Origin of the sequence: Brevundimonas sp. TSRC1-1, assembly GCF_049898245.1 — a bacterium.
GTDB lineage: Bacteria > Pseudomonadota > Alphaproteobacteria > Caulobacterales > Caulobacteraceae > Brevundimonas > Brevundimonas mediterranea_A.
Genome location: NZ_JAFCXI010000004.1, coordinates 350,010 through 372,305 on the forward strand (window position 1 = coordinate 350,010; position 22,296 = coordinate 372,305).

The window sequence follows — 22,296 nt, forward strand, 5'->3', positions numbered from 1 at the left end:
CCCCCGCCCTCAATCCCCGTGCTTGCCGTTGCTGGAGAACTCCGGCGGGGCGGCCTTGTGGATGAACTGCTCCGCCACCAGCCAGGCCTTGAACGGCCGCAGGCAGCCCAGGCACATGATCACCAGGATCGGCAGGGTCACAACCGCGTGCACCCAGATGGGCGGCTTCACGCTGAAGTCGAAGACCATCAGCAGGATCATCCCGACCAGGCCAACCGCCGTCATGACGAAGAAGGCGGGGCCGTCGGCCGGATCGGCGAACCCATAGTTCAGCCCGCATTTCGGGCAGGATTCGCGCAGGGTCAGATAGCCCTTGAACAGCGCCCCCTCGCCGCAGCGGGGACAGCGACAGGCCAGGCCGGTCTTCAAGGTGCTCAGGCGCGGGTAATCGGTCATGGCCCCATCATGGGCCGGATCGCGCCGCCTGTCGCCGGACGAACCGTCCTATCCGTAGAATCCCGGTCAATGTCGGTTAACCGTGATTAAAGAGCTTGTGGGGCAAGGCTCGACGGATATGTCCGGGACCCCGCACAGCAAGCGTATCCTGAAGTCGACCGTGGCCGCCGCCGCGGCCGGCGCGGTCGTGTTCGCGCCACTGGCGCCGCTGGCCCAGGAAGCCGGCCGGTCGCGCGATCCGCTGTCGATCAGCATCGGCCAATCCAGCGAATTCACCCGTGTCGAATTCGGCGGCGTCATCGGCGCGCGCAGCCAGGTCCGGCGCGAGGGCGACAAGGTGATCGTCCGCCTGGGCGTCTCGGCCGCGCCTGACGTCTCGCGCCTGCGCGTCGATCCGCCGGAGGGGGTCAAGGCCGTCGAGACGCGGCTGGCGCGGGGCGGAACGACCGATCTGGTCATCACCCTGGCCGAGGGCGCCGACGCCCGGTCCGGCGCGGCTGACGGCGCGGTCTGGCTGAACCTCTATGCGCCGGGCAAGGCGCCCGAGCCGACGTCGGAAGAACGGGCGGCGGCCATCAATTCCGTCGTGCCCGTCCGCGCCGTCTCGACGCCGGACAAGACGGTCCTGACCTTCCAGTGGGGCGCGCCGGTGGGCGCCGCCGTCTTCCGGCGGGGCGAGGCCGTCTGGGTCGTGTTCGACACCGCCGCCAAGATGGACCTGACCGGCGCCAAGGCCCTGGGTCCGGCCAAGGACGCCCGCTGGGCCGCCGGCCCTGACTACACCGCCGTCCGCATCGCCGCTCCCGACGGCCTGCCCGTGGCGGCCGAAGGGCAGGGCGGAACCTGGACCGTGACCATCGGCGGTCCGCCCGCCGGCGCCTCGGGCGTCGAGATCGACCGCTCGGACGACGGCTCGGCCACCCTGGTGGCGCGGATGGCGGGCGCGACCAAGACCGTCTGGCTGACGGATCCCCTGGTCGGCGACCGTTTCGCCGCCGTCACCGCCCTGGCGCCCGGCAAGGGGTTCTCGGGCACGCGCAGCACCGTCGATCTCAGCCTGATCCCCACCGCCCAGGGCCTGGCGGTCGAGACCACGACCGACGATCTGAAGATCGAGGCGGCGGGCGATCTGGTCACCCTCAGCCGCCCGCAGGGCCTGACCCTGTCGCCGCCGTCGGCGACGCTGGAGGCCGCCGCCCATGAGGATGACGCGCCGAAGCCGGCGGCCTATCCGGCCCTGATCCTGGAGGAATGGGCGACCGCAGGCGAGGACGGCTTCTCGCAACGCTATCGCCGCCTTCAGGACGCGGCGGCTCAGGAAACCATCGCCGGAACCGACAATCCCCGCGCGCCCATCGCGGCGCGCATGGCCCTGGCCCGGTTCCTGGTCGGGTCGGGCCTGAACTATGAGGCGATCGGGGTCATCAACGCCCTGGTCGCCAAGGCCCCCAACATGCAGGGCGAGCCCGAGGTGCGCGGCCTGCGCGGCGCCGCCCGCGTCGGCGTCGGCCGTCTGGAGGAGGCCCAGGCCGACTTCGCCGGCTCGGCCCTGTCGAACGATCCCGCCGCCAAGGTCTGGCAGGGCTATATCGCCGCCGAACAGGGCGACTGGGAGGGGGCGCGCCGCGCCTTCGCCGCCGGGGCCTCGGTCATCGACGACTTCCCCAAGGAATGGCGCGCCCGCTTCGGCGCCGCCCACGCCCTGGCCGCCATCCAGACCAACGATCTGCCGGCCGCGCGCCAGCTGCTGGCCTATGTCTTCAGCCAGAACGCCTCGGCCGCCGATCAGCTGACCGCGCGCGTGGTCCAGGCGCGGCTGTTTGAACTGTCCGGCGACAAGGACCGGGCGCTGGCTGTGTACAAGGCCGTGGCCCGCGCGCCGCTGGACGGCATCGCCACCCCCGCCAAACTGGGCGCCATCGGTCTGGAGCTGGACAAGGGCGTCCTGACGCCGGATCAGGCGGCCCAGCAGCTTGAGCAGTTGAAGTGGCGCTGGCGCGGCGACGCCACCGAACTGGCCGTCATCCGCAAACTGGCCAACCTCTATCTTCAGCAGGGCCGCTATCGCGAGGCCCTGGACGCCCTGCGCGGCGCCGGCAAGCGGATGTCCGGGGTGCCCGGCGCCGCCGAGATCTACGCCGACCAGTCCAACGCCTTCCGCGCCCTGTTCCTGGAAGGCGCGGCCGACGGCTTGCAGCCGGTTCAGGCCCTGGCCCTGTTCTATGATTTCCGCGAACTGACCCCCATCGGCGCCGACGGCGACGAGATGGTGCGCCGTCTGTCGCGCCGCCTGATCGACGTCGATCTGCTGGACCAGGCCGCCGAACTGCTGAAACACCAGGTGGACGAGCGGCTGGACGGGGTGGCCAAGGCCCAGGTCGCCACCGATCTGGCCACCGTCTATCTGATGGACCGTCAGCCGGAGAAGGCGTTGCAGGCCATCTGGGGCTCGCGCACCACCCTGCTGCCCAACGCCATCAACAGCGAGCGTCGGGCGCTGGAGGCCCGCGCCCTGATGGATCTGGGCCGCTACGATCACGCCCTGGAGGTTCTGGACCGCGACCAGTCCGCCCCGGCGCGCGAGGTGCGCGGCGACATCCTGTGGAAACAGCAGAAGTGGGCCGAGGCCGCGCCCCTGTACGAAGCGCGTCTGGGCGACCGCTACAAGCAGGCGGAGGCGCCCCTGACCCCGTCCGAGGAAAGCTGGCTGATTCGCGCCGGCGTGGGCTATTCGCTGAGTGGAAACCCCGCCGCCCTGGATCGTCTGCGCGGCCAGTATTCGCCCTTCATCCCCCGGGCCCGGTCTGCCAATGCGATCCGCGTGGCCCTGGATGACAATCTGGCGGGTCTGGCCGGGGCGAACGACTTCGCCGCCCTGTCGGCCAACGCCGACACCTTCGTTGGCTGGGTCAACGCCGCCAAACAGGACTTCCGAAAGGAAACGGGCGGGAATCGCCCTGCGACCCCCGCCCGTTGAATCGGTTGATCGGTCCCCGAGGGGACCGGAAAAACCTTAGCCGTTGACGGCGTCCTTCAGCGGCTTGGAGACGCGGAAGCGGACGGCCTTCGAGGCGGCGATCTTGATGGTCGCGCCCGTGGCGGGGTTGCGGCCTTCACGCTCGGCGCGGGCGGCGGTGTCGAAGACGCCCAGGTTCGAGATGCGCACGTCGCCGCCGGCCTTCAGGCTGGCGTGGATGTTTTCGACGATGGCGGTCAGCACCTTGCCGGCGTCGGCCTGCGAGACACCGGCGTCCTTGGCGACGGCGGCGATCAGTTCGGCTTGAGTGGTCATAAGAAGCGTTTCCAGTGTTAGTCGCCCGATTCAGGGCGAGGACTGGGGGATCAACACGGATTTCGTCCGGCATTGCAAGCGGGTAAAAGGCGCAAAGCCTTATGGGGCGGGGATTATCCGGTTCCGGACGCCCGCTGGAAGCTCTCGACCAGGCTGCCGGCGACCAGTCTCCAGCCGTCCACCAGCACGAAGAAGATCAACTTGAACGGCAGGGACACCACCACCGGAGGCAGCATCATCATACCCATGGACATCAGCACGCTGGCGACCACCAGATCGATCACAAGGAACGGAACGAAAAGGAGAAATCCGATTTCGAACGCCTTCTTCAGCTCGCTGATCATGAAGGCCGGCGTGACCACGCGCAGGGGCAGCTCCTGCAGGTTGGCCGGGGCCTCCACGCGGCTCAGACGAGTGAACAGGGCCAGGTCTCCGCGGTCCACCTGGGCCAGCATGAAGGTTTTCACAGGTTCCGACGCCGCATCGAAGGCCTGGGGCAATTCCATCTGCTGATCCAGCAGCGGACGGATGCCCGAATCATAGGCGTCCTGCCAGGTCGGGGCCATGACGATGGCGCTCAGGAACAGGGCCAGGGACACCAGAACGGCGTTCGGCGGCGACTGCTGCATCCCCAGCGCCGTCCGCAACAGCGACAGGACCACGACGATTCGCACGAAGCTGGTGGTCATGATGACGATGGAGGGCGCCAGCGACAGCACGGTCATCAGCCCGACCAGCTGCACCACCCGCTGCGTCAGCCCCGCGCCGCTGCCCAGGTCGATATTGATCGCCGACCCGCCCGCCGCCGCGTCCTGGGCGAAGGCCGCAAGAGGCCAGGCCAGGCACACCAGGGTGGTGAACAGCGACAGCAGGGCCGCGCGCTTCAGCTCGGCGCCCGTGGGGATCGTGAAGACTTTCTCCCTCCCCCTGCGGGGGAGGGGCGTCGCGTAGCGACGGGGTGGGGGCGGCAAGGCGACGTCGCACTGAACTGAGACAGGACCGGTGCGTGTTTGGGCCAGCCCTTCCCACCCGGCTTCGGCTAGGCCTTCGCCTCCCTCCCCCGCAGGGGGAGGGAGAAGCTCGCGCTCGCCCCTTGACCCCTTCACTTGAAGATCTCCGGCTGGCGCGGCTCGATCAGTTCGCGCCCTTCGCCCAGAAGGATCAGTCGTTCTTCCGCATCGATCCGCACCAGGACCAGCCGGCGCGCGGGGTCCAGCACCAGGGTCTCGACCACCTGCATCCGCCGTTCGCCGCGCTGGGCGTTCAGCTTGGCCATCAGCTGCGGCGCATAGCGACGCGCCGCATAGGCGGCCAGGCCGATCAGGCCCAGGGTGAAGGCCAGGCCGAAGACGGCGCGGGCGAGATCGAGGAAATTCATACGCTTAAGGCCCCGCGCAGTCGGCGCTGTTCCTCAAGTCTTAACCACCACGGTTAACGATGGGTTTAGATAACGGCCTGTTAACCATGGAGGCGGCATTTTCTGCCCATCGCGCGCATCCGCGTCGCACGGGAGATCGCCATGGGCGTCGCCGACATACCGCTGCTGGGGCAGATCAAGGGCCGGCTGGGCTGGCTGGACGAGCGCCAGAAGCTCATTGCCGAAAACGTCGCCAACGCCGACACGCCCGGCTTCGTCGGCCGCGATCTGAAACAGCCGACCGACTTCGCCGCCGCCCTGCGTACGGGCGGGGGGCTTCAGGTGGTCCGCACCAACCGCGCCCATATCGCCCCGGCCGTCAGCGCGCCTCGGTTCGATCCGACCAAGTCGCCGGACTCCGAGACCACGCTGGACGGCAACTCGGTGGTGGTCGAGGAGCAGATGCTGAAGATGGCCGAGAGCCGCATGGCCTATGACGCCGCCATCGGCTTCTACCAGAAATCCATGTCCATGCTCCGCATGGCCGCGCGCAAGCCTGGCGCGGGCTGAGATGAAGGACTGATCCATGCCTGATCCCATCCCCCCCTCGAACAGCGCCATGGCCGTGGCGGCCTCGGCTCTCAAGGCCCAGCAGTCGCGCATGCGCGTCATCGCCGAGAACATCGCCAACGCCCAGTCCACCGCCCGCACCCCCGGCGGCGAGCCGTATCGCCGCCAGATCCCGGTCTTCCAGGCGCGCGAGGTCGACGGCGCGACCGGCGTGACCCTGGCCGAGGTCCGGCCCGACCAGGGCGAGTTCAAGATGGACTACGACCCCTCGCACCCGGCGGCCAACGCCCAGGGCTATGTGATGCGGCCCAATGTCGACACCCTGGTGGAAGCCATGGACATGCGCGAAGCCCAGCGCGCCTACGAAGCCAATCTGAACGTCATCGAGACGGCGCGGTCCATGGACAGCCGCACCCTCGACATCATCAAACGCTGAGGACTAGGCCATGAACCCGATGATGGCCGCCCGCGCCTACGCCGCCGTTCAGGGCAGCGCCATGCCCACGGCGGCGCAGCCGCCCGCCTCCGGCGACAACGGCTTCGCCGACCTGGTCAAGAACGCCATGACCGACATGACCCAGCAGTCGCGCGCGGCCGAGACCCAGATGACCCAGTCGATCCAGGGCAACGGCAATCTGATCGACGTGGTCACGGCCCTCAGCTCGGCCGAGGCGTCGCTGGAAACCGTGATGTCCGTCCGCGACCAGGTGATTTCCGCCTACAAGGAAATCATGGCCATGCCGATCTGATCCGCCGGAGCGCGGCCCAGGTCCTTCAGGTTCCGTGCGGAAAATTGCGGGTCGGCGGCGCGCCGAAATCCGCGCCCCGGGCGGCCGTCTTGCCGGACATGCGGCGCCGCGCCGCGCGCAGGTCGCGGATCGCCAGGGGCGCCAGGGTCCAGGGCTCGATGCAATAGCGGTGGAACAGACGGCGGGGGTTCTGCGACAGCCGATAGGCCCATTCGATCCCGGCGCGCCCCATCCATCGCGGCGCGGGATTCTGGGTGCCCGCCTCATAGTCGAAGGCGGCGCCGACCGACAGGATGACACAGTCGGGCAGGGCGTCGAACACGGCCAGGGTCCACAGCTCCTGGCGGGGCATGCCCATGCCGACGAACAGGATATGCGGCTGAAAGGCCTGAATCTCCGCAACGATTTCGGCGTTGTCGGCGGAACCTGCCCGGGCGTCGAAGAAGCCGTGACGGGTGCGGATCTCGGTCTTGGGATAGCGCGCGCCCAACCGGCGCGCCGCTTCTTCGCCCACGCCCGGCGCGCCGCCGACCGCCATGACCCGCCAGGCCTTGCGGTTCGCGACGCTCCAGAAATGGTCGCGCCAGTCCAGATAGGTGCAGCGATGAAAGCCCCGGCTGTGCAGCCCCAGGGCGCGGGAGAACCAGATCATCGGCGTCGAATCGACCTCGATCAGCTCGGCCATCTCGTAGAAGGCCCGCATCTCCGGATGTTTCTGGAGCAGGTAGAGGCTGTGCAGATTGTGGTTGGCCACCACGCTCTTGCGGCCCTCGGCCACGGCGTCCTGGACGTGATGCAGCACTTCCTCGGGCTTCACCAGATCGACCAGCTGGCCGAACATGTGGACGCGCTCGCGCCGACGCCGACGCTTGCGATAGGTCGCGCGAGGGGTCGTGCGCCGCTCGTGCGCCTTGGGAACTCGGGACGGATCCGCCATCGCCTCCAGATAGGGGACCGGCTCTCAAAGCGAGGTAAGCGAACAGGCTTAACGGGCCGCAACCCTGTCCGATTGACGCCCGCGTCGCGGCCTCCCGCCTCGCTTGCGAAATAAAACCGACCTCCGACGAAAAATCCCTGTTGACCCCGCCCGGACCCTCCCTTAGAGGTCCGCGCCTTCCCGATGGAAACGCCGCAAGGCGCTGCCGACGGGGCCCAGATGGCGGAATTGGTAGACGCGCTGGCTTCAGGTGCCAGTGGCTTAACGGCCGTGGAGGTTCGAGTCCTCTTCTGGGCACCATATTATAGACGGCGTCGTGTTTTCGGACACGGCGCCGTTTGCTTTTTCGGCCTATCGCATCGCGCGCGGCGCTCTGCTGCTTGAGGCCATCTTCGTTTTGGGGCCTATCGCCTCGCGCGCGGCGCTCGCCTGCTTGAGGCCCGTCCGTCGCGCGGTAAGCCGTTTCGTCCCGTCCCCCAGCCGTGTAAGAACCTGCCCATGACCGTTTACCTGCACGAGGGCGACCTGCCCGACGATCTGGACCTGGGACCGGACGTCGCCATCGATTCCGAGACCATGGGCCTGCGTTTCCGCCGCGACCCCCTGTGCGTGGTCCAGCTGTCGGCCGGCGACGGAAACGCCCACGTCGTGCAGCTGAACCGCCCCGCCTATGACTGCCCAAACCTGAAGCGGCTGCTGACCGATCCGGCGGTGACCAAGATCTTCCACTTCGGCCGTTTCGACATCGGCATGTTCCTGCTGCACCTGGGGGTCGAGACCCGGCCGGTCTATTGCACCAAGATCGCCTCCAAACTGGCCCGCACCTACACCGACCGCCACGGCCTGAAGGACGTGGTGCGCGAGACAGTCGGCGTCGACCTGTCCAAGGCCCAGCAGTCGTCCGACTGGGGCGCGGCCGAACTGACCCAGGCCCAGCTGGACTACGCCGCCTCGGACGTCCTCTATCTGCACGCCGCCCGCGCCAAGCTGGACATGATGCTGGCGCGCGAGGGCCGCACCGAACTGGCGGCCCGCTGCTTCGACTTCCTGCCGACCCGTTCGGCGCTCGATCTCGCCGGCTGGGACGAGATCGACATCTTCGCCCATAGCTGAGGCGCGCTTGACCGACCCCGGCGAACAGACACGGATCCAGGCGGACGCCGCGGACGAGGCCCGGGTGGTCCTGGCCGGTGCGCGCTGGCGGGCGCGTTCGCGGCGCGTCAAACTGTACCGCCGCGTCCTGCCGATCATCATCCTGGTGCTGGCGGGCGGCGTCCTGACCTGGACCGTGTTCCGCACCGTCATGTCGGGGGTGGAGCGCAAGGCCAGCCAGGGTCAGGAAGTCCGCCTGGACAAGCCCCTGTTCCACGGCCAGGACGCGCAAGGCCGCGCCTTCACCGTCGGCGCCCAGGGCGCCGTCCGCGACCCGGCCACCGGCCATTTCCGCCTGGTCGGCCCAGCGCTGAAGCTGAACCTGGGCGGCCGCAAGGTCACCGAAATGACCGCCGACGGCGGCACCTACAACGAACAGGCCAAGACCGTGACCATCGGTCCGAACGTGCGGATTTCGGACGGCGGCTCCGGCTTCGTCCTGACCACGCCCGAGGCGGTGGTCGACACCTCGACCGGAATCATCACGGGTTCACGGGGCGTTCAGGGGGCCGGCCCTATTGGAACCATCAACGCTTCGTCCTATGCGATCTATGATCAGGGCGAGCGCGTGGTGTTCAAGGGCTCTGGCGACACCAAGATAAGCGGGACCATCAATCCCTCGGGATCAGGCGAATGACGGCGATGACAGCGAAAACCCATTACGCCCGGACGGTTGCGGCGCTGGCGGCCCTGACCCTGCTGGCCCTGCCGGCCGTGGGCGACGCCCAGAGCGCGCGCACCAGCTCGAACCAGCCCATCGCCTTCGGCGCCGACACGGGCGAACAGTCCGCCGAACGCATCAGCCTGCGCGGCCGGGCCGAAGTGACCCAGGGTCAGAACCGCCTGCGGGCCGAGGCCATCACCCTGTTCCGCAACGCCGCGGGTGATCCGGAACGGGTCGAGGCGACGGGCACGGTCTATTTCGTCACCCCGACCCAGTCGATGCGCGGCGACCGCGCCGTCTATACGCTGTCGAACGGCGAACTGGTCGTGACCGGCAACGTCATCCTGAACCAGGGCAAGAACGTCCTGACGGGCGGGCGGCTGGTCTATAACGTCAACACCGACGCGGCCAATATGTCGGGCGCCCCGCGTGGCGGGACCGCCGGCAGCCGCATCCAGGGCGTCTTCTATCCCAACGGAACCAACTGAGGCCGCCCGGCCCAGGACGTAAGAACGGGATCTGAGGATTTGGCGCGCAAGGAACTCTCCGCCCTGAACCTGTCCGACCGGCCGGCGGCGACGCCGGAACCGGCGGTCTCGGCTGCTGAAAAAGGCCTGCGGGTGCGCAACATCGCCCGCGCCTTCGGCCAGCGCCAGGTGGTGAGCGACGTCTCCCTGACGGTTCAGCGCGGCGAGGTCGCGGGCCTGCTCGGCCCCAACGGCGCCGGCAAGACCACCTGTTTCTACATGATCACCGGCCTGATCCCGCCCGATTCCGGCACGATCTGGCTGGACGGCGAGGACATCACCAGCCAGCCCATGTACCAGCGCAGCCGCATGGGCCTGGGTTACCTGGCCCAGGAGGCCTCGATCTTCCGCGGCATGACGGTCGAGCAGAACATCATGGCGGTGGTCGAGCTCAACTATCCGCGCGATCAGCTTCAGGCCGAGACCGACCGCCTGCTGAACGAGCTTCACATCGACCATCTGCGTCACGCCCCGGCCACCGGCCTGTCGGGCGGCGAGCGTCGCCGGGTCGAGATCGCCCGCGCGCTTGCGGGCCGGCCGTCCTTCATCCTGCTGGACGAACCCTTCGCCGGCATCGACCCCCTGGCCATCGCCGACATCCGCTCGGTCATCCGCTATCTGGCCGACCAGGGCATCGGTGTGCTGATCACCGACCACAATGTCCGTGAGACCCTGGACATCACCGACCGGGTCTCGATCATCTCGGGCGGGTCGGTCCTGTTCGAAGGCACGGCTGAAGAGGCCGTCAACGACGCCGAGGTCCGCCGGGTCTATCTGGGCGAAAACTACGCCTGACGCGCCCCCTCCGTCACGGCGCTCTGCGCCGCGACACCTCCCCCAAGGGGGGAGGAATGCGAACACCGAAATCCTCCCCCCTTGGGGGAGGTGGATCGCCGGCGAAGCCGGCGAGACGGAGGGGGCCCGAACGGCCAACTGTCACAATGACGCTGGTCCTGCCGTAATGATTCCAAGGGCTTGTCAGTTTCTCGCCCCGACTTCCCCGCCAGGGTTTCCCCGTCCCCTATAATCACGCACGGTCTCGTCGCTTGGAGGGCTCGTAAGGCCTGCGACCTTGCGGCGGCGGGAGCGGATGGAACGGGAGCGGGGGTGAAATCCCTCCGCGGCGGCGCAGCTTATCGGTCGGGGATCGCCCCGGCGTCTGAAGCCGTGTCGCAGGGTCGAGGGGGATACTCGGCCGCACTCGGGACGGGGTTGCGCAGACCCTGCCGACCCGTCGCAGGCTTATGGGGTTAGGCGATAAGACCGCCACCGCTCGGCGCCCCGAGCTTGCAGGCCAACCATTCGCGCGGGGCGTCAAACCTTCGTCGAAACGGTAAACACTAAACCAACCCCGGGCGAAGGCCCGGCGCCCCGCCCAGCCCTCCGAACTTCGCAGCGAAAGCGCGAGGGGGCTTCTGCACATCCGTGTTCCGACGCCCGCGTTCGGGCGACACGCGAACCGCTGTTTGTCGGGCGTTAACCACTCTCGATCCATGCTGACAGCAAGTTCCGGGCCAGTTGGCGCGCCGGCAGGATTTTTCGAACGTGATCGGGCAACGTCTAGAGATCAGACAGGGACAGGGGCTGGTCATCACGCCCCAGCTGCAGCAGGCGATCAAGCTGCTGCAACTGTCGAACCTCGAGCTCGAGGAGTTCGTCGAGGCCGAGCTGGAGCGCAATCCCCTGCTGCAACGCGACGAGCCCGAGGGCGACGGCCCCGAGGCCCCGGTTTCGGTTTCCGACGCCGCCCCGGACGGTGAAATGTCCTTCGGCGACGGGGTCGGCCAGGATTCCGTGGCCTCGATGGACGCCGGGTCCGACGACGTCTACGGCGACGCCGCGCCCGGCGAACGCACCAGCGACCGCATGACGGACGAGGCCCAGCCGGGCCTGTCCGACTGGTCCAGCGCCGGCAAGGGCGGCCAGGTCTTCGAAGGCGACGGCGAACGCCCCGACGCCCATGAACTCACCCTGTGGGAGCATCTGCAGGCCCAGGCCTCCTCGGCCGGCCTCTCGGCCGCCGACCACGCCATCGCCCTGACCCTGATCGACGCCACCGACGAGGGCGGCTATCTGCGCGGCGAAATGGCCGAGTTCGCCGATCGCCTCGGCGTCAGCCTGGACCGGATCGAGGCCGTCGTCGCCGTCTGCCAGGGGTTCGAGCCGACCGGCGTCATGGCCCGTTCGGTGCCCGAATGCCTGAAGCTGCAGCTGATCGAGCGCAATCGGTTCGACCCGGCCATGGGCGCCCTGCTCGACCATCTGGACCTGCTGGCCCGGCGCGACCTGGCGGGCCTGAAGAAGATCTGCGGCGTCGACGGCGAGGATCTGGCCGAGATGATCGCCGAGCTGAAGGCCCTGACGCCCCGCCCCGGCGCCGGATTCGGCGGCGAACCGGCCCAGACCGTGGTGCCCGACGTCCATGTCCGGCCCGATCCCGCCGGGGGCTGGCGGGTCGAGCTGAACGCCGACACCCTGCCGCGTCTGTTGATCGACAAACGCTATCACGGCCTGGTTCAGGCCGGCGCCCGGTCCGAGACCGAAAAGACCTTCGTCGCCGAATGCGCCGCCCAGGCCAGCTGGCTGGTCAAGTCGCTGGACCAGCGCGCCAAGACCATTCTGAAGGTCTCGTCCGAGATCGTGCGCCAGCAGGACGCCTTCCTGGCCTTCGGCGTCGAATTCCTTCGCCCGCTGAATCTGAAGACGGTCGCCGACGCCATCGGCATGCACGAATCGACGGTCAGCCGCGTCACCTCCAACAAATATGTCTCGACCCCGCGCGGGGTGTTCGAGCTGAAATTCTTCTTCACCGCCGCCATCCAATCGGTGGACGGCGCATCGACTCATTCGGCCGAGGCGGTCCGCCATCGGATAAAAACCATGATCGATGGGGAAGGGGTGGGGGGCGACGTTTTGTCCGATGATCGGATCGTCGAAATCCTTAAGGAGGCGGGCATAGATATAGCCCGTAGAACGGTCGCCAAGTATCGGGAAGCCTTGAGGATTCCGTCCTCCGTCGAGCGCCGCAGGATGCTTAAGACCGGCTGAAGCGTGACCACAAATCGGTGATCCCGATTGACACCAAATGCGGGCGGGAGCGTTCTATTCGTATGCAAGTCCAAGTCAGCGGCAAGCAAGTGGATGTCGGCGAAGCGTTAGGCTCGCGCATCTCCCAGGAACTCGAAGACGGGGTCGGAAAATACTTCGCCCGCGGCGGTGAAGACGCCGAGGTCGTGGTGTCCAAGGACGGCCACAACTTCAAGGTGGACTGTTGGGTCCGCCTCGCGTCGGGCCAGACCCTGGTGACGACGGGCATGGGCGGCGACGCCCATTCCGCCTTCACCGAGGCGCTGGATCGTCTCGAAAAGCGGGTCCGTCGCTACAAGCGCCGGCTCAAGGATCACCACATCGGGCCCAAGGGCCTGTCGCCTGAAAAAACCGAAAACGCCGCCCGCGAAGTCGCTCGCAGCATCGTGCTGCGGGATCCCGACAGCGTCGAGGACGACGTCTTCGGCGACACCGGCGAAAACGACGGCCCGCCGCCCGTGGGCATGGTCATCGCCGAGACCGAGCACGAGATCCGCTCCATCACGGTCGGTCGCGCGGTCCTGGAACTGGATATGACCGGCTATCCGGTGGTGCTGTTCCGCAATGCGGCGCACGGCGGCCTGTCCGTCGTCTATCGCCGCCCAGACGGCAATGTCGGCTGGATCGACCCCGAGCGCACGAAGAAGTCGAACGGGCATTAGACTACGGCTTAGTTTGACTTTGCCGCGGGAGCCTCTAAAGGGGCGCCCGCGGCCGCCAGTCGCTTATCTAGAGTTGGGCTACCCATGGATATCGCAGATCTGCTCGCGCCGAACGGCGTGGTGCTGCGTGGCGGCGCCTCGTCGAAACGTCAGGCGCTTCATGCCGTGGCCGAGGCTGCGGCCCAGGCTCTGGGCGTGGACCAGGGCCGTATCTTCGAGGCCCTGCTGGAACGCGAAGCCCTGGGCTCCACCGGCCTGGGCTCCGGCGTGGCCGTGCCGCACGCCCGTCTGAAGGAGATCGACCGGGTCACGGCCGTCTTCGTGCGCCTGGATACGCCTGTGGCCTATGAAGCGGTCGATGATCGTCCGGTCGATCTGCTGCTGGCCCTGTTCGCCCCGCCCAAGGACGGCGCCGAACATCTGCGCGCCCTGGCGGCGGTCTCGCGCGCCCTGCGGTCGCCGGAACTGCGTGAGCAGCTGCGTCAGGCCCGGACGGTCGATGCGATCAAGGCCCTGTTCGTCAAGGACCAGGCGCCCGCCACGGCCGCCTGAGAGGCCGGCGGTCAAGGGCGGCGCCCGGCCGCCCTTTCCCTTGTTCAGTGAACCGAGACCGGCTCCAGCTCGTGCGCCACAGCGGCGGCGAAGGCGGTGTCGCGGTCCAGCATGACGGCCAGCCGTTCCCCGTCCGCGCTGTGAACGGCGTAGAGGGACTGATTCGGGTCGAAGGCGATGTCCTTCATCTCGACCGCCTCTTCCAGCAGGTCGGACGCCTTCACCTCGCGCACATAGACGAGATCGGGGGCGCCCAGTCCGGCGAAATCTTCCTTGGTCATCATCATCGGCGTCATAGGACCGCCTCCTTCGCTTTGACAACGCCCGGATCGCCGGGCGGTTCGAACGGCTGCGCTTTTCAGCCGGCCGTGATGGGAATGCGCCGCACCTGGCGCTCGGCCTCGGGCCGGATCAGATCGACATGCAGCAGGCCGTGTTCCAGCCGCGCGCCCTCGATCTCCAGCCCGTCGGCCAGGACGAAGCTGCGTACAAAGCCTCGCGCCGCGATGCCGCGATGCAGGAAGGCCTGTTCGCTCTTGCCCGCGTCGTCGCGCTTGCCGGCGATGGTCAGCTGCCGCCCTTCCAGGGTGATGGCCAGTTCGTCAGGCGCGAACCCGGCCACAGCCAGGCTGATGCGGACCCCCGCCTCGCCGATCTGTTCGACGTTATAGGGCGGATAGCTCTCGGCCGCCGCCTTGGCGGCGCGGTCGATCAGGGCGCGGGTGTGGTCGAAGCCCAGCAGGAACGGGCTGTCGAACAGGATGGTGCGGGTCGTCGTCATCTGGGTCCTCGGAAAAGCGACCGACCGCAGGCCTCCCGCAATCGGCAAGGCTCCCGGTCACAGATGAAGATGGGGGCGGACGGGGACGGGATCAACCGCCCCCGTCCATGACCTCAGTGGATGGCTTCGCCATGCTGGGTATAGTCCAGCCCCTCGACCTCTTCGTCCCTGGTGACGCGCAGGCCCGTGGTGAATTTGCAGATCATCAGGACCACGAAGGTGCCGACCGCGCTCCAGACGATGGCGCCGCCCAGGCCCAGCGCCTGTTTCCACACCGTCGCGCCCTCGGACAGGGCGTTGATGCTGGTGGTGGCGAAGACCCCGGTCAGCAGGGCGCCGACGATGCCGCCGATCCCGTGCACGCCGAAGGCGTCCAGACTGTCGTCGTACTTCAGCGCGTGCTTCAGCCAGACGGCGCCCGCGTAGCAGGCAGGGCCCGCGATCAGGCCGATGAAGAAGGCGCCCTTGGGATCGACGAAGCCGGCCGCCGGGGTGATGGCCACCAGGCCGCCGACGACGCCCGATAACAGGCCCAGCAGGGTCGGGCGCTTGCGGTCGAACCATTCCACCGCCATCCAGCCCAGGGCCGCAGCCCCGGCGGCCAGGATGGTGTTGAAGGCGGCGGTGGCGGCCAGGGCATCGGCCGCGCCGGCCGACCCGGCGTTGAAGCCGATCCAGCCGACCAGCAGCAGGCCGGTGCCGATGGCGCTGTAGACCAGATTGGCGGGGGCCATATTGTCGCGACCGAAGCCGTGACGCGGCCCCAGCACAAGGGCGCAGACCAGGCCGGCGACGCCCGCATTGACGTGGACCACCGCCCCGCCCGCGAAGTCGAGCACGCCCAGGCTCCCCAGATAGCCGCCGCCCCAGACCTGGTGACAGATCGGCGCATAGACGATCAGGTGCCACAGGGCGAAGAACAGCAGGCTGGCCGAGAATTTCATCCGCTCGGCGAAGGCGCCGGCGATCAGGGCCGGGGTGATGATGGCGAAGGTCATCTGGAAGCTGACGAACAGCAGTTCCGGCAGGCCGGGCAGCAGGCTGTGCGCCGTCTCCATCGTCACCCCGTTCAGGAAGGCCGCCTGGACCCCGCCGATCAGACCGTTCACCGCATCCGGCCCCTTGCCGAACGACAGGCTGTAGCCGACCAGGAACCACAGCACCGAGACGATGGCGAAGGCCGCCGCCGACTGGGCGATGACGCTGATGATGTTCTTCTTGCGCACCATGCCGCCGTAGAACAGCGCCAGACCCGGCAGGGTCATCAGAAGCACCAGGGCGGTGGACGTCAGGATCCAGGCCGTCGCCGCATTGTCGATGACCAGGGGCGCCTGATGGGCCAGCAGGGCGGGGGCCGCCGCCAGGGCCGGAGAGGCGAGCGACGCCGCCCCGGCAACAGCGATGGCGGACAGGGCGGCGTGTCGGGTCATTTCATGCGTCTCGGGAAGGAGAGGAAGGAACGGCTCAGGCCAGGGTCTCAGGCCGAAGTCTTAAGCCGTTCCTCCGTTCTGACAATGTCCGTAAGCGGCAGGATGCGCACGAAACGGTCAAGCGTGTTGTCCCAGTCGCCCAGCAGTCGGCGGGCCAGCGGCGAACCGGTCGCGGCCAGATGGGCCTCGACCAGTCCGCGCAGCCGTTCGGCCGCCGCTTCGTCGATGTCGGCCACGCCCGCCAGGTCGCCGTTCAGGGCCCGTTCGGCGAAGCCCGGCTGATCCAGCACGAACAGTTCGCCGCCGCTCATGCCCGCCGCCAGGTTCCATCCGACCCCGCCCAGCACGACCACCCGGCCGCCGGTCATATACTCGCAGCCATGCGCGCCCAGGCCCTCGACCACGGCCTCGGCGCCCGAGTTGCGCACCGCGAACCGCTCGCCCGCCGCTCCGGCGACGAACAGCCGGCCCGAGGTCGCGCCGTACAGGGTGGTGTTGCCGCAGATCAGCTGGTCCTCGCGCCATTCCGGCGTGCGGATCGAGATTTCGGCGCCCGACAGGCCCTTGCCGACATAGTCGTTGGCCTCGCCGGTCAGATGCAGTTCCAGCCCCTTGGCGGCGAAGGCGCCGAAGCTCTGGCCGGCGATGCCTTCCAGACGCAGCTTCAGCCGCCCGGCCGGCCCTTGCGCCCCAAATCGCCGCACGATGGCGGACGACACGGCGGCGCCGACCGTCCTCTGGGTGTTGTTCAGCGGATAGGACAGTTCCAGCGTCTGGCCGCGATCCAGGAAGCGGACCGCATCCTTCAGCACCCGCGCGTCCAGGCTGTCGGCGATGGGCTTGCGCCCCTTGTCCGCCCATTTGCCGGCCGCGCCCTCGTCCACCTGGACCAGCAGGGGGTTCAGGTCCAGGTCGTCCAGGTGCGAGCCGCCGCGCCGGACCTGACGCAGCAGGTCGGTGCGGCCGATGATCTCGTCCATCGTCCGCGCGCCGATCGACGCCAGGATCTCACGCGTCTCCTCGGCGATGAAGGTGAACAGGTTGACCACCTTGTCCGGGGTGCCGGTGAACTTCTCGCGCAGCCGCTCGTCCTGGGAACAGACGCCGACGGGGCAGGTGTTCGAATGGCACTGGCGCACCATCAGACAGCCCATGGCGATCAGGGCGGCGGTGCCGATCCCATACTCCTCGGCGCCCAGCATGGCGGCGATGACGACGTCGCGGCCGGTGCGGACCCCGCCGTCGGTCCGCAGCGTCACCGTGCCGCGCAGATTGTTCAGCGTCAGCACCTGATGGGCCTCGGCCAGGCCGATCTCCCACGGCAGGCCGGCATGCTTGATCGAGGTCTGGGGCGAGGCGCCGGTGCCGCCGTTGTGGCCGGCGATCAGGATGGCGTCGGCGTTGGCCTTGGCCACCCCGGACGCGATGGCCCCGATGCCCGAGGCGGACACCAGTTTCACCGTCACCTTGGCGTCGGGATTGATGGCCTTCAGATCATAGATCAGCTGGGCCAGGTCCTCGATCGAATAGATGTCGTGGTGCGGCGGCGGGCTGATCAGGGTGGTGCCGGGCACGGCATGTCGCATCCGGGCGATGAACTCGGTCACCTTGAAGCCGGGCAGTTGCCCGCCCTCGCCGGGCTTGGCGCCCTGGGCCACCTTGATCTCGATCTCGCGGCACTGGTTCAGATATTCGGCCGTGACGCCGAACCGGCCCGAGGCCACCTGTTTGACGGCCGAGTTGGCGTCGTCGCCGTTGGCGCGCGGGTGATAGCGTTCCGGATCCTCGCCGCCCTCGCCCGAGACCGAGCGGGCGCCGATGCGGTTCATGGCGATGTTCAGCGTCTCGTGCGCCTCGGGGCCCAGTGCGCCCAGGGACATGGCCTGGGTCAGGAAGCGGCGGCGGATGTCCGACACGCTCTCGACCTGGTCCACCGGAATGGCGACGCCCTCGCGGAAGTCCAGCAGATCGCGCAATGACAGGTCCGGCTGGTTTCTGACGGCCTCCGAGAACTGCTTGAACCGGCGATAGTCGCCGCGGTTGCAGGCGTCCTGCAGCAGGTGGATGGTCTTGGCCTCGTGGGCGTGGGCCTCGCCGCCCGAGCGGATCTTGAAGAAGCCGCCGATGGCGGGCGAGGGCCGGGCCTCGCCCCAGGCGACCGTGTGCCGCTTCATCGCCGCCTGTTCCAGACCGGCCAGGCCGATGCCGGAGATGCGCGACGGGGCGCCGGGGAAGAACTCGGCCGTCAGGGCGCGCGACAGGCCCAGCACCTCGAACTCGCAGCCGCCGCGATAGGCGGAGATGACGCTGATCCCCTTGCGCGCCAGGGTCTTCAGCAGGCCCGCCTCGATGCCCTTCTTGTAGTTCAGGCAGGCGTCGCGCAGCGTCAGGCCGGGATACAGGCCCCGGTCCAGACGCTCCTGGAACAGGTCCTGGGCCAGCCAGGCGTTGACGGTGGTGGCGCCGACCCCGACCAGGACCGCGAACCCGTGCGGGTCCAGGGTCTCGGCCGTGCGGACCACGATGGAGCAATAGGAGCGCAGACCCGCCTGGGTCAGGCGGCCGTGAACCCCGGCCGTGGCCAGGATCATCGGCGCGGCCAGACGCCCCGCCGACCCCTGCTGATCCGTCAGCACGATCAGGGCCGCGCCGTCGCGGGCGGCGGCCTCGGCCTCGTCCATGATCCGGTCCAGTGCCGCGCGCAGGCCGGCGCCGGGCCGCGCGTCCTCGGACGGGGTGTCATAGCTGCAGTCGATGACCACGGTCGAACCCGCCCCGACCGTCTCGACCATCCGCTCATACATGCCGTTGGTCAGCACCGGGCTGTCCAGCACGAAGACGTCGGTCTGGGCCGCTTCCTGGGCCAGGATATTGCCCAGGTTCTTGAACCGGGTCTTCAGGCTCATGGCCCCGGCTTCACGCAGCGGGTCGATGGGCGGATTGGTCACCTGGCTGAAGTTCTGGCGGAAATAGTGGCTCAGCGGGCGGGGCAGGGCCGACAGCACCGCCGGCGGGGCGTCGTCGCCCATCGAGCCGACCGCCTCCTTGCCGTCGCGCACCAGGGCGTCCAGCAACAGGTCCAGATCCTCGCGGCTGAAGCCGGCGGCGATCTGACGGCGCGTCAGGTCCTCGCCCGAGGTCGAGCGCGGTTCGGGTCCGGGGCCGATGATCGGCTCCAGATCGACCATATTGTCCAGCCACTCTGTATAGGGGTGGGCGGCGGCCAGGGCGTCGATGGCCTCGTGCTCGTCGTACAGACGGCCGTGCTTCATATCGACGGCGATCAGCTTGCCGGGGCCGATGTGCAGGCGGCGCTTCACCCGGCTCTCGGGGATCGGCACCAGGCCGGCTTCCGACCCGGCCATCAGCAGGCCGTCGACGGTCTCGACGGCGCGCAGGGGGCGCAGGCCGTTGCGGTCCTTGCCCGCCACGATCCAGCGGCCGTCGGCGGCGCAGATGGCGGCCGGGCCGTCCCACGGCTCCATGACCGCGTTGCAGTAAGCGTAGAAGGCCCGGTGTTCGGGCGGCATGACCACATCGTCCTTGGCCCAGGCTTCGGGGATCAGCAGGGCCTTGGCCATCGGCGCGGGGCGCCCGGCGTGGACCAGCACCTCCATCACATTGTCCAGGGCGGCCGAGTCCGATCCGCCCGGCTGGACCACCGGCTTCACCTCGCGGTCGCGGTCGCCGAAGGCCTGGGCGGCCATGCGGATCTCGTGCGACTTCATCCAGTTCAGATTGCCCTTCAGCGTGTTGATCTCGCCGTTGTGGGCCATCATCCGGAAGGGCTGGGCCAGCTTCCATTCGGGGAAGGTGTTGGTCGAATAGCGCTGGTGGAAGACGGCGTAGGCCGAGACGAAGCGCGGATCCTCCAGGTCGGGGTACAGGTTCCCCAGCAGTTCGGCGCGCACCATCCCCTTGTAGGCGATGGAGCGCGCGGACAGGGTGCAGATGTAGACGGCGGCCAGGTTCTCGGTCTTGACCGTCTTCTCGATGCGGCGACGGCACAGATACAGCTCGCGCTCCAGCGCCTCGCCGTCCAGCGGCTGACCGGCGTCGTCCAGGGGCGGGGCCAGCATGATCTGTTCGATCTCGGGCCGGGTCGCCCCGGCCTTGGTCCCGACCACCGACAGGTCGATGGGCGTCTGACGCCAGCCGTAGATCCAGAAGCCGGCGCGCAGGGCCTCGGTCTCGACGATGGCGCGGGCGCGGTCCTGGGCGCCCAGGTCGGTGCGCGGCAGGAAGACCTGGCCGACGCAGATCGGGCCGGGACGCAGGGACTGGCCGATGGAGGCCACCTGTTCGGCGAAGAAGCCCTGGGGCAGTTCCGCCATGATGCCGGCCCCGTCGCCCGACAGGCCGTCGGGATCGACCGCGCCGCGGTGAGCCACGGCCTTCAGGCTGCGGATCGCATATTCCACCACGTCGCGACGCGGGCTGCCGTCGATGGAGCAGACCAGGCCCACGCCGCAGGCGTCGCGCTCGGAGGCGCGGTCATAGGCGTGGCCGGCTTCCAGGCGTTCGCGGGTTTCTTCGTACTTGTTCAGCCAATCGGTCATGCCGCGACCTCCTCGGTGCGGGTCTTCAGGTAACGGTCGATTTCGGCGGCGGCGTCCTGGCCCTCGCGCACGGCCCAGACGACCAGTGAGGCGCCGCGCACCGCGTCGCCGGCGGCGAAGACGCCGGGCAGGCTGGTGGCGAAACTGACGGAGCCGACCTTGATCGTGCCGTCGTCGCGCAGGCGCAGATTTGGCTCATGCGCCGCGAACGGCTCGGGCGAGAAGCCCAGGGCCTCGATGACGATGTCGGCCGGAATGTCGAAGTCGGCGCCGGGGACGGGCACGATATCGCGACGCTGTCCGGGGGCCGCCTCGGTCAGCTGCATCCGCGCGGCGCGCACGCCGGTGACGCGGTCGCCCTGGGACAGCAGGGCCTTGGGCGCGCCCAGCCATTCGAAGACCACGCCTTCCTCCTCGGCGTTGACCACTTCGCGGGCCGAGCCGGGCATGTTCTCGCGATCGCGCCGATACAGGCAGGTGACGGACGCCGCGCCCTGGCGAACGGCGGTGCGGACGCAGTCCATGGCCGTGTCGCCGCCGCCGATCACCACCACCCGCTTGCCGCGCGCCTCGTGCCAACCGTCTTCCTCGGCGTCGCCCAGGTCGCGCCGGTTCTGGTGCGTCAGATAGGACAGGGCCGCGACGGTCGAATCCGGACCCCGGCCGGGCGCCGACAGGATGCGCGGCTGATAGACGCCCATGGCCAGCAGGACCACGTCATGACGCTCGCGCAGTTCGGCCAGGGTCACGTCCTTGCCGATCTCGCAGCCCAGGACGAACTGGACGCCGCCGTCGGTCAGACGGTCCACGCGGCGCTGGACCACGTGCTTCTCCAGCTTGAAGCCGGGGATGCCGTAGATCAGCAGGCCGCCGGCCCGGTCGTGACGGTCATAGACCGTGACCTGATAGCCCTCGCTGCGCAGACGGTCGGCGGCGGCCATGCCGGCCGGACCCGCGCCGACGATGCCGACGCTCTCGCCGCGTTCGGCCGCCGGGCGGATCGGTTCGACCCAGCCGTTGGCGAAGGCCTGGTCGCCCAGCCAGGCCTCGACCGAGCCGATGGTGACGGCGTCCCAGCCGGACTGGTTCAGGGTGCAGGCGCCCTCGCACAGCCGGTCCTGCGGACAGATGCGGCCGCAGATCTCGGGCATGGTCGAGGTCAGGGACGCGACGCGCCAGGCCTCGCGCGGCTCGTTCTCGGCCGACAGGCGCAGCCAGTCGGGAATATTGTTCTGAAGCGGACAGGCGTTCTGGCAGAACGGCACGCCGCAGTCGGTGCAGCGCGACGCCTGTTTCTCGGCCGTCTCGGTCGAGGGCGGAATCGTGATCTCGCCGAACCCGCGTGCGCGCAGTTCGGCTGTGGCCTTCGAGAGGCGGCGTGGTTCGACGACGAAAGTCCCGCCTTGCTTCAGGGTCTTGTGCATGACGCGCTTATGCCGCGAATGGTCCGGCCTAGGCAAATATTATTGCTGAGACCCGTTCGCGGCTGCTCAAGTTGCAATATACATCCTGATATGTCGAAATTCGCGACAGCAAATTGCGCTATCGGTAGGGTTGGGGAAACAGGTTTCAGGCGTCTCC

General features: G+C 68.6%; 21 protein-coding genes and 1 tRNA gene. 12 read left to right on the forward strand and 10 right to left on the reverse strand.

Annotation, left to right across the window (positions count from 1 at the left end):
* Positions 1 to 9: 9 nt before the first annotated feature.
* Positions 10 to 396 carry a DUF983 domain-containing protein gene (locus ACP7CK_RS15225; RefSeq protein ID WP_008260146.1) on the reverse strand — a complete coding sequence of 129 codons (387 nt, stop codon included), beginning with the start codon at positions 394 to 396 and terminating at the stop codon, positions 10 to 12.
* 118 nt (positions 397 to 514) lie between these two features.
* Between ACP7CK_RS15225 and ACP7CK_RS15230 the strand changes: the two genes are divergently transcribed.
* The gene (locus ACP7CK_RS15230; RefSeq protein WP_426026560.1) at positions 515 to 3,373 is read left to right on the forward strand and encodes a tetratricopeptide repeat protein; all 2,859 of its coding nucleotides are present in this window, start codon (positions 515 to 517) and stop codon (positions 3,371 to 3,373) included.
* A 36-nt stretch (positions 3,374 to 3,409) separates the two neighbouring features.
* Here the strand turns inward: ACP7CK_RS15230 and ACP7CK_RS15235 are convergent, their stop codons facing one another.
* The 3 genes from ACP7CK_RS15235 to ACP7CK_RS15245 form a co-directional block, all read right to left on the reverse strand.
* Positions 3,410 to 3,688, reverse strand: coding sequence for an HU family DNA-binding protein (locus tag ACP7CK_RS15235; RefSeq protein ID WP_008263548.1), 279 nt, complete (start codon positions 3,686 to 3,688; stop codon positions 3,410 to 3,412).
* Between the two features lie 113 nt (positions 3,689 to 3,801).
* Positions 3,802 to 4,593, reverse strand: a complete 792-nt coding sequence (gene fliP / locus ACP7CK_RS15240) for a flagellar type III secretion system pore protein FliP (protein ID WP_035310672.1) — start codon at positions 4,591 to 4,593, stop codon at positions 3,802 to 3,804.
* A gap of 197 nt (positions 4,594 to 4,790) precedes the next feature.
* The gene (locus ACP7CK_RS15245; RefSeq protein WP_008260176.1) at positions 4,791 to 5,066 is read right to left on the reverse strand and encodes a flagellar biosynthetic protein FliO; all 276 of its coding nucleotides are present in this window, start codon (positions 5,064 to 5,066) and stop codon (positions 4,791 to 4,793) included.
* A gap of 141 nt (positions 5,067 to 5,207) precedes the next feature.
* Between ACP7CK_RS15245 and flgB the strand changes: the two genes are divergently transcribed.
* From flgB to fliE, 3 genes are read left to right on the forward strand one after another with little or no spacing between them, the layout of a single operon-like run.
* Entirely contained in the window at positions 5,208 to 5,615 is a 408-nt protein-coding gene (gene flgB / locus ACP7CK_RS15250; protein ID WP_426026561.1) for a flagellar basal body rod protein FlgB, read from the forward strand.
* Between the two features lie 49 nt (positions 5,616 to 5,664).
* Complete coding sequence (flgC, locus tag ACP7CK_RS15255) at positions 5,665 to 6,051, forward strand: flagellar basal body rod protein FlgC (protein WP_008261179.1); 387 nt, start codon at positions 5,665 to 5,667, stop codon at positions 6,049 to 6,051.
* Between the two features lie 10 nt (positions 6,052 to 6,061).
* Complete coding sequence (gene fliE, locus ACP7CK_RS15260; protein WP_008262620.1) at positions 6,062 to 6,364, forward strand: flagellar hook-basal body complex protein FliE; 303 nt, start codon at positions 6,062 to 6,064, stop codon at positions 6,362 to 6,364.
* A gap of 25 nt (positions 6,365 to 6,389) precedes the next feature.
* Here fliE and ACP7CK_RS15265 read toward each other — a convergent pair whose 3' ends face one another.
* Entirely contained in the window at positions 6,390 to 7,301 is a 912-nt protein-coding gene (locus ACP7CK_RS15265) for a WecB/TagA/CpsF family glycosyltransferase (RefSeq protein ID WP_426026562.1), read from the reverse strand.
* A 213-nt stretch (positions 7,302 to 7,514) separates the two neighbouring features.
* On the opposite strand from ACP7CK_RS15265, the gene ACP7CK_RS15270 reads away from it, so the two are divergent.
* The 8 genes from ACP7CK_RS15270 (at position 7,515) to ptsN (ending at position 13,945) form a co-directional block, all read left to right on the forward strand.
* Positions 7,515 to 7,601 (forward strand) — tRNA-Leu (locus ACP7CK_RS15270).
* 198 nt (positions 7,602 to 7,799) lie between these two features.
* Complete coding sequence (locus ACP7CK_RS15275; protein WP_426026563.1) at positions 7,800 to 8,414, forward strand: ribonuclease D; 615 nt, start codon at positions 7,800 to 7,802, stop codon at positions 8,412 to 8,414.
* 7 nt (positions 8,415 to 8,421) lie between these two features.
* Positions 8,422 to 9,090 carry an LPS export ABC transporter periplasmic protein LptC gene (gene lptC / locus ACP7CK_RS15280; RefSeq protein WP_426026564.1) on the forward strand — a complete coding sequence of 223 codons (669 nt, stop codon included), beginning with the start codon at positions 8,422 to 8,424 and terminating at the stop codon, positions 9,088 to 9,090.
* Positions 9,087 to 9,605, forward strand: a complete 519-nt coding sequence (locus ACP7CK_RS15285) for an LptA/OstA family protein (protein ID WP_052005177.1) — start codon at positions 9,087 to 9,089, stop codon at positions 9,603 to 9,605. The genes lptC and ACP7CK_RS15285 overlap by 4 nt, the downstream gene beginning before the upstream one ends.
* A gap of 39 nt (positions 9,606 to 9,644) precedes the next feature.
* The gene (gene lptB / locus ACP7CK_RS15290) at positions 9,645 to 10,439 is read left to right on the forward strand and encodes an LPS export ABC transporter ATP-binding protein (RefSeq protein WP_008262903.1); all 795 of its coding nucleotides are present in this window, start codon (positions 9,645 to 9,647) and stop codon (positions 10,437 to 10,439) included.
* Between the two features lie 750 nt (positions 10,440 to 11,189).
* Positions 11,190 to 12,692 carry an RNA polymerase factor sigma-54 gene (gene rpoN, locus ACP7CK_RS15295; protein WP_426026565.1) on the forward strand — a complete coding sequence of 501 codons (1,503 nt, stop codon included), beginning with the start codon at positions 11,190 to 11,192 and terminating at the stop codon, positions 12,690 to 12,692.
* Between the two features lie 62 nt (positions 12,693 to 12,754).
* The gene (gene hpf / locus ACP7CK_RS15300; protein WP_008260210.1) at positions 12,755 to 13,393 is read left to right on the forward strand and encodes a ribosome hibernation-promoting factor, HPF/YfiA family; all 639 of its coding nucleotides are present in this window, start codon (positions 12,755 to 12,757) and stop codon (positions 13,391 to 13,393) included.
* Between the two features lie 84 nt (positions 13,394 to 13,477).
* Complete coding sequence (ptsN, locus tag ACP7CK_RS15305; RefSeq protein WP_008262263.1) at positions 13,478 to 13,945, forward strand: PTS IIA-like nitrogen regulatory protein PtsN; 468 nt, start codon at positions 13,478 to 13,480, stop codon at positions 13,943 to 13,945.
* Positions 13,946 to 13,989: 44 nt separating this feature from the next.
* Here the strand turns inward: ptsN and ACP7CK_RS15310 are convergent, their stop codons facing one another.
* The 5 genes from ACP7CK_RS15310 to ACP7CK_RS15330 all read right to left on the reverse strand — a co-directional run bounded on the left by ACP7CK_RS15310 (position 13,990) and on the right by ACP7CK_RS15330 (position 22,139).
* Positions 13,990 to 14,241 (reverse strand): DUF1150 family protein, encoded by a 252-nt coding sequence (locus tag ACP7CK_RS15310; protein WP_008260703.1) that lies wholly within the window; start codon positions 14,239 to 14,241, stop codon positions 13,990 to 13,992.
* 62 nt (positions 14,242 to 14,303) lie between these two features.
* Positions 14,304 to 14,726 (reverse strand): Hsp20 family protein, encoded by a 423-nt coding sequence (locus ACP7CK_RS15315; protein ID WP_008260227.1) that lies wholly within the window; start codon positions 14,724 to 14,726, stop codon positions 14,304 to 14,306.
* 113 nt (positions 14,727 to 14,839) lie between these two features.
* Entirely contained in the window at positions 14,840 to 16,156 is a 1,317-nt protein-coding gene (locus ACP7CK_RS15320) for an ammonium transporter (RefSeq protein ID WP_426026566.1), read from the reverse strand.
* 47 nt (positions 16,157 to 16,203) lie between these two features.
* Positions 16,204 to 20,715, reverse strand: coding sequence for a glutamate synthase large subunit (gene gltB / locus ACP7CK_RS15325; RefSeq protein WP_426026567.1), 4,512 nt, complete (start codon positions 20,713 to 20,715; stop codon positions 16,204 to 16,206).
* Positions 20,712 to 22,139 carry an NAD(P)-dependent oxidoreductase gene (locus tag ACP7CK_RS15330; RefSeq protein WP_426026568.1) on the reverse strand — a complete coding sequence of 476 codons (1,428 nt, stop codon included), beginning with the start codon at positions 22,137 to 22,139 and terminating at the stop codon, positions 20,712 to 20,714. Before ACP7CK_RS15330 ends, gltB begins: the two co-directional genes overlap by 4 nt.
* Positions 22,140 to 22,296 lie beyond the last annotated feature (157 nt).

What these genes read in the sequence shown, in the direction of transcription:
- ACP7CK_RS15225 (WP_008260146.1), bottom strand. Translation starts at nt 396, where the DNA reads ATGACCGATTACCCGCGCCTGAGCACCTTGAAGACCGGCCTGGCCTGT.
- ACP7CK_RS15230 (WP_426026560.1), top strand. Translation starts at nt 515, where the DNA reads ATGTCCGGGACCCCGCACAGCAAGCGTATCCTGAAGTCGACCGTGGCC.
- ACP7CK_RS15235 (WP_008263548.1), bottom strand. Translation starts at nt 3,688, where the DNA reads ATGACCACTCAAGCCGAACTGATCGCCGCCGTCGCCAAGGACGCCGGT.
- ACP7CK_RS15245 (WP_008260176.1), bottom strand. Translation starts at nt 5,066, where the DNA reads ATGAATTTCCTCGATCTCGCCCGCGCCGTCTTCGGCCTGGCCTTCACC.
- flgB (WP_426026561.1), top strand. Translation starts at nt 5,208, where the DNA reads ATGGGCGTCGCCGACATACCGCTGCTGGGGCAGATCAAGGGCCGGCTG.
- flgC (WP_008261179.1), top strand. Translation starts at nt 5,665, where the DNA reads ATGGCCGTGGCGGCCTCGGCTCTCAAGGCCCAGCAGTCGCGCATGCGC.
- fliE (WP_008262620.1), top strand. Translation starts at nt 6,062, where the DNA reads ATGAACCCGATGATGGCCGCCCGCGCCTACGCCGCCGTTCAGGGCAGC.
- ACP7CK_RS15265 (WP_426026562.1), bottom strand. Translation starts at nt 7,301, where the DNA reads ATGGCGGATCCGTCCCGAGTTCCCAAGGCGCACGAGCGGCGCACGACC.
- ACP7CK_RS15275 (WP_426026563.1), top strand. Translation starts at nt 7,800, where the DNA reads ATGACCGTTTACCTGCACGAGGGCGACCTGCCCGACGATCTGGACCTG.
- ACP7CK_RS15285 (WP_052005177.1), top strand. Translation starts at nt 9,087, where the DNA reads ATGACGGCGATGACAGCGAAAACCCATTACGCCCGGACGGTTGCGGCG.
- hpf (WP_008260210.1), top strand. Translation starts at nt 12,755, where the DNA reads ATGCAAGTCCAAGTCAGCGGCAAGCAAGTGGATGTCGGCGAAGCGTTA.
- ptsN (WP_008262263.1), top strand. Translation starts at nt 13,478, where the DNA reads ATGGATATCGCAGATCTGCTCGCGCCGAACGGCGTGGTGCTGCGTGGC.
- ACP7CK_RS15310 (WP_008260703.1), bottom strand. Translation starts at nt 14,241, where the DNA reads ATGACGCCGATGATGATGACCAAGGAAGATTTCGCCGGACTGGGCGCC.
- ACP7CK_RS15315 (WP_008260227.1), bottom strand. Translation starts at nt 14,726, where the DNA reads ATGACGACGACCCGCACCATCCTGTTCGACAGCCCGTTCCTGCTGGGC.
- ACP7CK_RS15320 (WP_426026566.1), bottom strand. Translation starts at nt 16,156, where the DNA reads ATGACCCGACACGCCGCCCTGTCCGCCATCGCTGTTGCCGGGGCGGCG.
- gltB (WP_426026567.1), bottom strand. Translation starts at nt 20,715, where the DNA reads ATGACCGATTGGCTGAACAAGTACGAAGAAACCCGCGAACGCCTGGAA.
- ACP7CK_RS15330 (WP_426026568.1), bottom strand. Translation starts at nt 22,139, where the DNA reads ATGCACAAGACCCTGAAGCAAGGCGGGACTTTCGTCGTCGAACCACGC.